The organism is Flagellimonas abyssi, from assembly GCF_019457905.1.
GTDB classification, from domain to species: Bacteria; Bacteroidota; Bacteroidia; order Flavobacteriales; family Flavobacteriaceae; genus Flagellimonas; species Flagellimonas abyssi.
This window is the reverse complement of record NZ_JAHZSV010000003.1, coordinates 421,371-433,723: the sequence shown is the minus strand read 5'-3', so window position 1 is coordinate 433,723 and position 12,353 is coordinate 421,371. Positions and strand designations below refer to the sequence as shown.

At 45.2% G+C, this 12,353-nt stretch carries 8 protein-coding genes; 5 read left to right on the top strand and 3 right to left on the bottom strand.

The window, feature by feature from the left end; translation table 11 throughout:
- Nucleotides 1–125: 125 nt before the first annotated feature.
- From K1F36_RS04600 to K1F36_RS04590, 3 genes are all read right to left on the bottom strand, one after another.
- Nucleotides 126–671 (bottom strand): CopD family protein, encoded by a 546-nt coding sequence (locus K1F36_RS04600; RefSeq protein ID WP_207031388.1) that lies wholly within the window; start codon nucleotides 669–671, stop codon nucleotides 126–128.
- Between the two features lie 19 nt (nucleotides 672–690).
- Nucleotides 691–3,816, bottom strand: coding sequence for a VPS10 domain-containing protein (locus K1F36_RS04595; protein WP_220112735.1), 3,126 nt, complete (start codon nucleotides 3,814–3,816; stop codon nucleotides 691–693).
- Between the two features lie 77 nt (nucleotides 3,817–3,893).
- Complete coding sequence (locus K1F36_RS04590; RefSeq protein WP_220112734.1) at nucleotides 3,894–7,028, bottom strand: WD40/YVTN/BNR-like repeat-containing protein; 3,135 nt, start codon at nucleotides 7,026–7,028, stop codon at nucleotides 3,894–3,896.
- A gap of 106 nt (nucleotides 7,029–7,134) precedes the next feature.
- Between K1F36_RS04590 and K1F36_RS04585 the strand changes: the two genes are divergently transcribed.
- The 5 genes from K1F36_RS04585 to K1F36_RS04565 all read left to right on the top strand — a co-directional run bounded on the left by K1F36_RS04585 (nucleotide 7,135) and on the right by K1F36_RS04565 (nucleotide 12,260).
- Nucleotides 7,135–7,923 (top strand): 3-keto-disaccharide hydrolase, encoded by a 789-nt coding sequence (locus K1F36_RS04585; RefSeq protein ID WP_220112733.1) that lies wholly within the window; start codon nucleotides 7,135–7,137, stop codon nucleotides 7,921–7,923.
- 10 nt (nucleotides 7,924–7,933) lie between these two features.
- Nucleotides 7,934–9,358 carry a Gfo/Idh/MocA family protein gene (locus K1F36_RS04580; RefSeq protein WP_220112732.1) on the top strand — a complete coding sequence of 475 codons (1,425 nt, stop codon included), beginning with the start codon at nucleotides 7,934–7,936 and terminating at the stop codon, nucleotides 9,356–9,358.
- An 18-nt stretch (nucleotides 9,359–9,376) separates the two neighbouring features.
- The gene (locus tag K1F36_RS04575) at nucleotides 9,377–9,883 is read left to right on the top strand and encodes a DinB family protein (protein WP_220112731.1); all 507 of its coding nucleotides are present in this window, start codon (nucleotides 9,377–9,379) and stop codon (nucleotides 9,881–9,883) included.
- 61 nt (nucleotides 9,884–9,944) lie between these two features.
- Nucleotides 9,945–11,021: a DmpA family aminopeptidase gene (locus K1F36_RS04570; protein WP_258538934.1), complete on the top strand. Its 1,077-nt coding sequence runs from the start codon at nucleotides 9,945–9,947 to the stop codon at nucleotides 11,019–11,021.
- A 99-nt stretch (nucleotides 11,022–11,120) separates the two neighbouring features.
- Complete coding sequence (locus K1F36_RS04565; protein ID WP_220112729.1) at nucleotides 11,121–12,260, top strand: SPFH domain-containing protein; 1,140 nt, start codon at nucleotides 11,121–11,123, stop codon at nucleotides 12,258–12,260.
- The last annotated feature ends 93 nt before the right edge of the window (nucleotides 12,261–12,353 follow it).

The following is a 12,353-nucleotide window of genomic DNA, read 5'->3' as shown; positions in this document are numbered from 1 at the left end:
TAAATATTCTTGACCGTAAGGAAAGTTTTTTTAGCAAGCCCGCTTGATTTTGGTATTAAATTTAAGCAATTATCGAGCCAAACAAAGCGCAAATTCAGGAGCCAAGTTCAAATCCGTTGGATTTGCTACGCATTGGGATTACGGTCCCTCACCTTTTTGTACCATCGAATGCCAAGCATCAACAGAATCATAAGTACAAACATGCCCACTATGCCGTAAATCCAATTAAAGGCACTTTTTAGTACCACCAAAAAGACCACGGCAAAAAGAATAATGGTCGCCACTTCGTTCCATATCCGCATAAATTTTGAGGTGTATTTGACCTCATCGCGCTGTAGCTGTTTAAAAATTTGATGGCATTTAAAATGATATACAAAAAGCAGTAGCACAAACGCCAATTTTACATGCATCCAAGGTTGTTGCAACCATGCTGGCATTAAAATCAACAACCAAATGGCCGTAAGCGTGCACAAAATTGCCGATGGCCAAGTGATGATATACCAAAGCCGCTTTGTCATCAACTTGAGTTGTTCGGACAATATCTCCTTGTCGGGCGATGGTTTTTGCCAAGCCTCAATATGATAAATAAAGAGCCTGGGAATGTAGAACAGACCCGCAAACCAGGTCACCACAAATATGAGGTGCAACGATTTTATGTAGGGATACAACAATTGACCTGTTTTTTAGATGTTACATTCGAATGGCGCCGATGCCATTCTCCCAAAGTTTGGCGTTAAAATTAGGTATTTCTGAATTCATCAGTGCTTCTGCACGCCGTTTTAATCCCACCCATTGTGCATCCAGCTCCGCTTTTCTATCCTTTGATGGTTGATTGATCTGTGGTAAAGCGCTGTTGCTATGGTTCATCACAAACAGATATTCTGCGGTAAACTTGTTGGGAAAGTTCTCCACATCATCATACGCTTGTGATTTACGCTGGACCATTTCGCCATCCCATTCCTTTAATTTATCCAGCAATGCTTGGCCTTCCTTTTTAAGCACCTCATTGTCCAAATCCTTCAAAAGGGTCTCCAGCTGACCTTGCACTTCTTTCAACTTGTTCACTTTGTTGTGCATATCCGTCAACTTCTTCTCAAAATCCATCATTATGGAATGATACTCTTTAAAACGCTCCTCTGTCATGTTGGTATTCGGCGTAGGAACAATGGCGCCTACTGTGGAAACCATTTTATCTCCTGCTTTCAAATTAATGGTGTATGTGCCCGGTGGCACTTTATGTCCTGAAAAGTCCGCCTCGATATATACCCCGGGTACGCCTGGGACAATGGGAGTTTTTAAATCCCAAACAAAACGATTAAGCCCTTTATCCGTCCCCAAAACTGGTTTGGGCGGGGCACCGCCGCCGTTGTGGGGAATATAACTATCATCTTTCTTGGAGGTAAAGCTACGGACCAATTTACCCGCCTGGTCCAGAATTTCCATGGTCACTTCGGTCGAATCCATTTCCTTTGGAAGATTGTAATATATCACCATACCATTGGCCGGGTTAACTCCTTCATATGGATTGGTGCCTGTCACACTTTTGGAACTACTGCTGAGCGGACTTCCCCAATATCCATGAATGGCTTCTTCCGGCTTATAAATTTTCAACTCACCTGTATTTCCCTTGTATTGGGAAAGCAGGTTGATGTTGTCCAAAATCCAAAAACTCCTTCCCGATGTTGCCACGATCAAATCCCCTTGATGCACTTTTAGGTCGGTAATCGGTGTTTTGGGTAAATTCAGTTGCAGGGCCTCCCATGTTTTGCCATTGTTCCACGATGCATAAAGACCCTTCTCGGTACCTGCATATAACAATCCTTTCTGTTCTTGGTCTTCCCGAACCACCCGGGTAAAGGCTCCGTAGGGAATTCCTTCGCTAATGTTTGTCCAACTTTTTCCATAGTCGGTACTTTTGTACAATCCAGGTGTATAGTCGTTGAATTTATATCGGGTGGTGGCAATGTAGATAGTGCTTGGGTCATGAGGCGATACTTCAATGGCGTTCACCAAACATTCCTTTAAGCCCTTCGGGGTAATATCTTCCCATGATTCTCCTCCGTTTTTAGTGATGTGTACCAACCCATCATCACTTCCCGTGATCAAAACGCCCGCTTCATGCGGTGATTCAATCAGATAGGCCAGGGTACCGTAGTTTTCGGCTCCAACAGCTTCGTTGGTGTAGGGACCACCACCTTTTCCTTGCAGTTCGTCTTGATCTCTGGTGAGGTCAGGGGATATTTCTTCCCAAGTCACTCCATTGTCCCTGGTTCGCAAAACCAGTTGTGCTCCGTGATAAAATGTTCCAGGTTCATGCTTGGACCAAATAATGGGTGCGTTCCAATTATACAGATATTTCATATCGCGGGCATCGTGTCCCAAGTATTGAATGGGTGCCGCCATCACGTTGCTGGACATTTTGGATTCCATATCCAACAGTTCGATGGTTCCCAAATAACTTCCACCCATCACATAACGTGGATTATCGGGATCAAAACCCAAAAAGGCGCTCTCGCCCCCTGCGGAATAATGCCAATCTTCTTGGTTGATACTCCATCGGCCCATAGAAAGACTTGCAATCTTTACCGAGGTGTTGTCCTGCTGTCCACCGTAAATGTTATAGGGAAACAAGTTGTCTGTATTGATACGGTAAAACTGGGCTGTGGGCATATTGTCCTGAAGCGTCCAATTCTCCCCATAATCAAAGGAAATGGTTGCACCGCCATCATCTGCCAAAAGAATGTTTTTGGAATTGTTTGGGTTGATCCACAAGTCGTGGGTATCGCCATGGGGAACGGATATGGTTTCCCATGTTTTTCCGCCATCTTCGGAACGGAACATGGAAGCACTTAGCACATAGACGGTATCTTCATCATTGGGGTCGGCAAATACTTCGATATAATACCAAGCACGCTGTACCAAACGGTTGTCGCCACTTACCATGTGCCAGCTATCCCCTGCATCATTGGAAACGAACAAGCCACCTTTATCTTGATCGGAATCACTTTCTACCAATGCGTACACCTTATTGGAATTGGCGGCGCTCACCGCAATGGCCATTTTCCCTTTTTCTTCGGGTAGCCCTTTGGTCATTTCTTTCCAAGTGTTGCCGCCATCGGTACTTTTGTACAATCCGCTTCCAGGCCCGCCACTGATCACTTTATTTGGTTTTCGTTGATGCTCCCACATGGCCGCGTACAACACCAATGGATTGTTGGCATCCATGGAAAGTTCGGCTGCTCCCGTACCTTGGTCTACATAAAGAATCTTCTCCCACGTTTTTCCACCGTCCGTGGACCGATACACTCCTCGTTCTTCATTTGGGGCGTACAATGCCCCTTGCGCAGCTACGTAGACAATATCGGGATTGGTCGGGTGGATAATGATCCGCGAAATATGCTGTGTCTTTGCAAGGCCCAACTTGATCCATGTTTTTCCTGCGTCGTTGGATCTGTACATGCCATCACCATAAGAGGTCATTACTCCCCTCGGGGCATGCTCGCCCATGCCACAGTACACAATATTGGAATTGGACTGGGACACAGCGACAGCACCCACAGAGCCCATTTCAAAAAAACCGTCCGAAATGTTTTCCCAAAGGCCTCCGGCATTGGTGGTCTTCCAAAGGCCACCTCCCGTTGTACCCATGTAATAGGTCAAAGGGTCTCCCACTACGCCACTCGCTGTTACGGAACGTCCACCCCTAAAAGGACCAATGTTCCTAAATTTCATGGGTTCAAAATAATCGTTGGCGGTCTGTGCAAAAGTGAGCGATCCAAAAACTGCACTCAGCAAAAAAAGAAATCCTCTTTTCATTGTGATGGTTGATTTGTATTATTGGTAGGTGGTCTACAATCTAAAAGCCCCTATGCAAAAACATAGGGGCCGTATTACTATTCCTCGATGCTCAAATAATCCAATTTGAGTTGATTAAATTCTTCGTTGAAGGCTGAAATCTCCTTGTCGACCAAAGCATCAAAGGCTTCCAATTGTTCTTTGATTTGACCACCAATTTCATTTTTCACGGCAATGTCCTGCTCTGTTGGGGGGAAATCGTCAATAGAAACCAAGCTGTTCAAATGCGCCAATTTGTTGGTCAATTTGATAGGGAAGTTCAATGGGTCTTGATTACTTCTGTTCTTGGTCTGATAGAGCTCCTTTTCAATGGACCCGAATTCTTCCTTCATCTTTTTGGCTTTCTCTACCAAGGCCTTCGTAGCTTCATCATCTTTATACTTTTTGATGAAGTCGTCCAGTTTGCCGTTGATCGTCCTAATCTTTTTGATGGATTGGTGCGCCCTGTCCACGGTCTCGTTCACCTCGGTGATGAAATCGTACTGTTTCTGCATATCGGCCGCAGTGACCTCTGCCCTTGGATCGGGAAGAATGGTAAAGTTTTCGGTCTGGGTCTCACCGTTTACGTTCAGCGTGACCTTGTATGTTCCAGGTACTGCTTTGGGTCCATTTAAGTTGGCCCACCATAGAATCATGCCGTCCAATCTTTCAGCACCTTTGCCACGGGTATCCCACACATAGGTGTTCCCGCCTTTCTTAGCTTCCAGTTTTTTGTCCTTTTCCTTGGCGTAAGTGCTGTAGGTTTCCAACGTATCGCCATTCATTTTGGAGTAGGTCAGGGCAATACTGTCCTTTTCCGAGAAATCCTTTAAATAAAAATGGGTGATTACACCATTCGGCAGGTTTTCCCCTTCTGTTTTTGATGGTCTGCTTGAAGCTCTTCCTTTGGTTCTATAGCTGTCCCTTGGTTTGTACAAAATGGCATCGGCCGATTTTTTCACATCATCCAATTGATGAAGTACGGTAAGGTCATCAATAACCCAAACGCTTCTACCTTGGGTGGCTACGATCAAATTGTTGTCCTTAATGGCCAAATCGGTGATAGGCACTATGGGCAAGTTCAACTGGAATTTTTCCCAATCGGCACCATCGTTGAAAGAAATGTACATTCCCGTTTCGGTTCCTGCATACAGCAATCCTTTTCTTTTCGGGTCCTCCCTTACCACACGGGTAAAGTGCTCATCTTCGATTCCGTTGGTGATTTTGGTCCAAGTTTTACCATAATCGGTGGTCTTGTAAAGGTACGGAGCAAAATCGCCTAGTTTATACCGCGTTGCAGCGACGTAGCAAGTACCTTCATCAAAAGTGGAAGGCTCGATACTGTTGATCATGTTCCATTCTGGCATACTCGGCGGAGTTACATTTTCCCATGTTTGGCCTCCATCCTTGGTCACATGGATAAGTCCATCATCACTACCGACCCAAAGCAATCCTTCTTTCAATGGACTTTCGTTGGCCGCGAAAATGGTACAGTAATATTCCACACTCGTATTATCCTGTGTAATGGGTCCGCCACTGGACACCAATTTTGTGGGGTCGTTCCTGGTGAGGTCGCCACTCAACAGTTCCCAACTCTGACCTTCATTAGTGGTCATATGCACATGGTTGGAGAAGGTATAGAGTTTATTAGGGTCGTGCTTACTGAACATGATGGGGAAGTTCCACTGAAAACGGTACTTCATCCCTTCGGCACCATGGCCCATGGGGTTATCTGGCCATACATTGACGGCCCTTGCCGTATTCTTCTCATGATTGACACGTGTCAACAAACCACCGTAACTACCCCCATAAACAATGTCGTTATTCTCGGGGTCCACTGCAATATGGGCAGATTCACCACCAGCGGTTTCTTCCCAATCATCCTCACCTATGGAACCATCATCACTCCTATAATTGATTCTAAGGGTAGAGTTGTCCTGTTGCGCCACATAAATACGGTATGGAAAAGCATTGTCCGTAGTGACCCTATAAAATTGTGCCGTAGGTTGGTTGTGATAGGTACTCCATGTTTCTCCGCCATCGTAACTCACTTGAGCTCCACCGTCATCTGCCATGATCATACGATCGGAATCTTCTGGAGCTATCCATAAATCATGATGGTCACCGTGGGGAGCATTGTTAGATTCAAACGTTTTTCCTCCATCGGTACTTTTATGATAGCTTACATTGAGCACATATACAACATCCTCATCATTGGTGTCCGCATAAATTCTGGTGTAGTACCAAGCACGTTGTCTTAGGCTTCTGTCACTATTGATCAGCGACCAAGTTTTTCCTGCATCTTCGGAACGATACAATCCTCCTTTTTCCTTGTTTTCCACCATGGCCCAAACCCTGTTACTGTTTTTGGGAGATACGGCCACGCCAATAATTCCCAATGTATCGGTTGCAAAGCCTTTGTTATTGGAAATTTCGGTCCACGTTTCACCGCTATCAGTACTCTTCCAAAGTGCAGAACCTTCCCCTCCACTATTCAAGCTGTAGGGTGTACGTTCAATTCTCCAAGTAGATGCATATAAAATTCTTGGGTTGTTGGGGTCAAAAGTAAGATCAACAGCTCCTGCCATATCATTGGCATAAAGCACTTTTTTCCAAGTCTCTCCACCATCCGTACTCTTGTAAACACCACGCTCTTCAGTAGGTTTATACAGATTGCCCATCACGGCGGCGTACACGATGTTGTGATCTTGGGGATGAATTCTCATTCTGGAAATATGACGGCTTTTGTCCAATCCCAAAGATTTCCATGTTTTCCCGGCATCCTCGGTCTTCCAAACACCGTAACCTGAAGACACGTTACCGCGAACGGTCTGCTCACCTCCACCTACATAAATTACATTATGGTCGCTTTGCGCTACCTCAACGGCACCGATACTTCCTCCAAAATAACCGTCGGAAATATTTTCCCAGGTGCGGCCTCCATCTTTGGTTCTCCAAACTCCGCCACCAGTGGCACCGAAATAATATAGGTTAGGTTCTCCAGGTACACCGGCAACTGTGCCAGAGCGTCCTCCTCGAAAAGGACCGATCAATCGGTATTCCAAACTGGAGTAAAGTTCTTGAGGGTATTCGGGCGAACTTTGTTTCTTGTTCCTGCGCTGAGAATGAGCAGGGGAAATAAATAATGTGGTGGCAAGCAAAAGCATACCAATTTTGAAAAAGCAAGTCTTCATTTTTAAAGTGTTGAGTTAGTCGGCTTTAAATGTAGTGAAAAAGACACAAAAAAAGTTGTTCAATATTTTGTACTTTAACCCAGCTTATTAAACCTAAAACTAAACAATGCTTAAATTTTTAAAGGTCGCCATTTTGATTCTGGCGATAACCGCCTGCAAAAATCAAACAAACAAAAAAGAAGAAACAGCAATCCCAGAGCCCGAAAAGGAAGAATTAGAATGGATCTATCTTTTTGATGGCTCCAGTCTGGAAGGCTGGCGAGGGTACGGAATGGACTCCCTGCCCCCTGGATGGACCATACGAGACAGTATCCTCACTTTTGATACCGAACTGGGACTGGAACAGGACTATACCGGTGGAAAGGATATTATTTACGGAGCCGAAGAGTTCGATAATTTCGAACTCTACCTTGAATGGAGAATACCTGAGGGAGCCAATAGCGGAATTTTTTATCATGTAAAAGAAGGGTATGATGGTCCTCCCGTGGTTGCACCGGAATATCAAATTATAGATGATGAAAACTATGGGAACATCCATGATCTTACAGGGTACAACTCTCAATTTGGTGCAGAGCACCCAGAACTGCTGCAAGACTGGCAAAAAACAGGGGCCGATTATGCCATGCACACGGCCGATGAATCGCAAAAAAACCTTAATCCGGTCGGTGAATGGAATTCCTCCAAAATCGTGTTCACTCCCGAAAAGGTGGAACACTGGCTCAATGGCAAAAAATTATTGGAATTTGTCCCTTGGTCAGAAGAATGGAATGCAAAAAAAGCATCGGGAAAATGGGACAACGCCCCTGATTATGGAAAATACAAAACTGGGTACATTGCCCTGCAGGACCATTCAAGTCCAATTTGGTTCAGAAACATAAAAATTAAAAAACTATAACCTCCAGACCATGAACAAAAGAGAATTTTTAAAAAAAAGTAGTGTTGGGGCGCTCGGTATTATGCTGGCACCTTCAATTTTAAAGGCAGGATTCCCAAAAGACAAACTTCGCACCGCCCATATTGGGGTCGGTAACATGGGAATGGAGGATTTAAAAGCGGTCTCTTCCCATAGTGCTGTTGAAGTGATAGCACTATGCGATGTGGATGCAATCAACTTATCCACGGCACACAAAATGCACCCCGGAGCACGTATCTTTTTTGATTACCGTGCCATGTTGGAAGAAATGGGGGACGAAATCGATGCGGTAATTGTTTCCACCCCTGACCACACACATGCCCCGGCTTCCCTGATGGCAATGAACATGGACAAGCCCGTGTACTGCCAAAAACCGTTGACCCACTACGTTTCCGAATCCAGGGAAATGAAAAAGGTGGCCGCCGAGAAAGGACTGGTCACCCAAATGGGCATACAGGTACATTCCTTTTACGACTATAAACTGGCCACGCTTTTGATACAGTCCGGCATCATTGGAAAAGTGCATACCGTACATGCGTGGTCCCCTAAAAACTGGGGTTATGATGGCCCATTACCAGAGGGTGAAGACCCCGTTCCGGACCAGTTGGATTGGAACCTTTGGTTGGGAACATCAAAACAACGTCCCTATAAAGATGATATGTACCACCCGGGCAACTGGAGAAAGTTAATGGACTACGGTTGCGGTACCTTGGGCGATATGGGTGTTCACATTTTTGACACTCCGTACAATGCCCTTAATCTGGATGTGCCCAGAACCATTAAAACGGAATGTAGACCGACCAACGGATTCGGTTTTCCGGAAAAGAATACCGTAACCTACGAGTTTCCAGGAACAGAATACACCGGAAAATCCCTGAAATGGGTTTGGTATGATGGCCCCGGAGCACCAGAAATGCACGAAGACCTTTTGTTGCCAGGAATGGAAATGAAAAAGGACAAAGATACCTCCGGTAAGAGTGATGAAAACAGCATTTCATTGGATGCTGGTGTTGCTGGTGAAAATGAGTTGCCAGAACAAGGAGCCATGTTCGTCGGAACCAAAGGACGTTTATTGTTGCCCCACTTTATGCAATTGCCCAAAAAGATCGTTCGTGGCAAATATGTGGATATCTCCAAAGAAATAGCCAAGGTATCCGAAGAGCACAATTTGGGTGAACCCATCCGAAATTATGCTACCGAAGGTCCCAAGCACTATCATCAATTTGTGGACGCTTGTTTGGGGAAGGATACCACAACCGCTCCTTTTGATTATGCCGCAAGATTGACAGAAACCATTCTGTTGGGCACCATTGCCGGTCGTTTTCCAGGAGAAACCTTGCATTGGGATGCAGAAACTGCACAGTTCAAAGAAGAAAAAGCCAACAAATATTTGGCCGGGGATTATCGTGATTTTTAAAATAGATAAATAAAGATAATGCCAACGACCCAAGAATATTGGCTTAGTGGTGCCATACTCGATGTACCAGCACTGTTACAGCCTGCGGCCCATGCGCTTTTACAGTCTGTTCGAGAAATAAAGACCTATTTAGCGGATTTTCCCGAGGATAAACTTTGGGAAAATCCATTTGGTCGGGCTTCTATTGGCTTTCATTTACGACATATTACCGGAGTATTGGACCGTATGCTCACCTACGCCGATAACAAGGGATTGACCGAAGAGCAATTTCATTTTTTAAAAAATGAAGGCAATGGAGAATCCGCGCCCTGGTCCCAACAATTGATCGCCGATTTTGAAAAAAAGGTAAATCAGGCTTTGGAATATTTTAAAAATACTCCTGAATCCATTCTTACCGAGAAGCGTTTTGTGGGGCGTAAAAAATTGCCGTCAACGGTTATTGGACTGCTGTTCCATGCTGCCGAGCACAGTCAACGCCATGTGGGACAATTGTTGGTGACGGTTAGCGCATTGAAAAATCAATAAGTCAGTTATGAATGGACTACACCATCGTTTTTGTTTTTTATTTTTCATATTGCCAATATTGATGCTAGCACAAAGCAGACTTAGAGATCATGGTGTTGAAGTAGGCGTGTTGCGTCCAGGGACTTTAAATACCATTACAGATGTACCAGGGGTAAAAGTGGGTCAATTTACTTTAAACCAAGGATATGATATTCGAACGGGCATCACCGCAATTCTACCCCATTCAGGAAATATCTTTCAGGAAAAAGTGCCTGCTGCCATCTACGTGGGCAATGGGTTTGGCAAGTTGGCAGGATATACCCAAGTCAAAGAGCTGGGCAACTTGGAAACACCTATCATATTGACCAATACCTTGAGTGTTCCCACGGCTGTAAATGCCGTAATCGGTTATACGCTCAATCAACCTGAAAACGAAAATGTCCGTTCCATAAATGCCGTGGTCGGCGAAACCAACGATGGCTACCTCAACGATATTCGAGGCCGTCATATCACAGAAGAGCATGTGCTTAAAGCCATTGAAAATGCATCAACGGGCCCTGTTTCAGAAGGAAGTGTCGGAGCAGGAACGGGAACCATTTGTTTTGGTTTCAAAGGCGGTATCGGAACATCATCCAGAGTATTACCAAAGCAATCAGGAGGGTATACCGTAGGCGTATTGGTACAGACCAATTTTGGAGGTGTTTTGCAAGTAGCTGGAGTGGAAGTAGGGAAAAAACTGGGGCATTATTCCGATAGTTTTAAATATTCCCCCGATGGTTCCTGTATGATGGTCGTACTCACCGACGCCCCCTTGGACTCCAGAAATTTGGAGCGTTTGGCCAAACGGGCCATGTTGGGGCTTTCACACACAGGCGGCATTGCAAGCAATGGTAGCGGTGATTACGTGATTGCCGTTTCTACGGCAGAGGCATGCCGAATTCCTTATGAGAGTGAAAATCCGATTCAAAATGTTCCGACCTTGAGAAATGAGGCCATGACCCCACTATTCCTTGCCACCATCGAAGCGACCGAGGAAGCTATTCTGAATTCCCTTTTTGCAGGAGAAACCATGATTGGTAGAGATGGGCATAAAATTGAGGCACTTCCAAAGGAAAAAGTGTTGGAAATGTTGAGGGAGGCAGGAAAACTTGACAGATGACACGCCAACTGTAACAATCCGACGTCATTTCACACTAATCTAACGGAAGTAATCTTCATTTTTCATAAATTAAGCATCATTTAAACTAAAAACACGACCATGGATATTTTTGGAAAAATAAAAGAAAAGCTCAGCAACGAGTTTATTGACATTGTTGAGTGGCTGGACTACACGGACGATACCATTGCCCATCGTTTCGAACGCTATCAAAATGAAATAAAAAATGGAGCCAAACTGATTGTGCGCGAAGGGCAGACCGCCGTTTTTATCAACGAGGGGCAATTGGCCGATGTATTTGCCCCCGGCACTTACGACCTCACCACAAAAAACTTGCCTATTCTGGCCACTCTAAAGGGCTGGAAATATGGATTCAACTCTCCTTTTAAAGCGGAGGTGTATTTTGTGAACACTCACTTGTTCACTGACGAGAAATGGGGGACCAAAAGCCCCATCACTTTAAGTGATGACCGCTTTGGTCTGGTGGAAATCCGAGCTTTCGGGACCTATGCTTTTAAAATTTCAGATGCTGGAAAGTTTATAAAAGATATTGTAGGTACGGACAGTAACTTTACCAATTTTGAAATCAACGAGCACTTAAAAAGTTTGATTGCTACACGGTTCACGAATACCGTGGGCCAGGCCAATTTGCCCATCGAACTCTATGCTGCCAACACCACCGAGCTTTCGGACACCTGCCGCGAGGTCATGTCGCCCGAGTTTGAAAGCGTGGGGATTTCCTTGGAAAAATTCTACATCGAGAACGTATCCATGCCAGAAGACCTTAAAAAGGAAATCTTCGAATACAGCCGTATCGATAAGCTTGATTTGGATAAATTAACCAAATTCAAAACCGCCAAAGCCATTGAGGCAGCTGCCCAAAACGAAGGCGGAACCGCCGGTGCCGGAATGGGCATGGGCATGGGATTTGTGCTGGCCCAACAAATGGGCGGTATGATGGGCGGAAACACGCAAGCAGCCCCACAACAAGCGGCGCAATCGTCGGGTGGAGCAGTACCTCCGCCAATGCCTGCACAAACGATGTATTTTTATGCTTCCAACGGAACACAGCACGGCCCCGTGAGCTTTGAACAAATGCAATCCCTTTTTGCTTCGCGGACCATTAACCGCGATAGTTTGGTTTGGAAACAGGGCATGTCCACATGGACCGCCTTGAAAGAGGTGGATGAGTTGAAATCGTTCTTGGGAGGCAATACACCGCCGCCCTTACCAACGGAATAGTTTATTATTCAATGTCTTTTCGAAATGAGCTTGCTCGGCAACGATTGAGAAATCCCTGCGTTGCAATTTAGATTTCTCAGTCGCAAACTCCTT

Excerpts from the sequence above, each read along its gene's own strand:
- K1F36_RS04595 (WP_220112735.1), bottom strand. The coding sequence starts at position 3,816 with ATGAAAAGAGGATTTCTTTTTTTGCTGAGTGCAGTTTTTGGATCGCTC.
- K1F36_RS04590 (WP_220112734.1), bottom strand. The coding sequence starts at position 7,028 with ATGAAGACTTGCTTTTTCAAAATTGGTATGCTTTTGCTTGCCACCACA.
- K1F36_RS04585 (WP_220112733.1), top strand. The coding sequence starts at position 7,135 with ATGCTTAAATTTTTAAAGGTCGCCATTTTGATTCTGGCGATAACCGCC.
- K1F36_RS04580 (WP_220112732.1), top strand. The coding sequence starts at position 7,934 with ATGAACAAAAGAGAATTTTTAAAAAAAAGTAGTGTTGGGGCGCTCGGT.
- K1F36_RS04575 (WP_220112731.1), top strand. The coding sequence starts at position 9,377 with ATGCCAACGACCCAAGAATATTGGCTTAGTGGTGCCATACTCGATGTA.
- K1F36_RS04570 (WP_258538934.1), top strand. The coding sequence starts at position 9,945 with ATGCTAGCACAAAGCAGACTTAGAGATCATGGTGTTGAAGTAGGCGTG.
- K1F36_RS04565 (WP_220112729.1), top strand. The coding sequence starts at position 11,121 with ATGGATATTTTTGGAAAAATAAAAGAAAAGCTCAGCAACGAGTTTATT.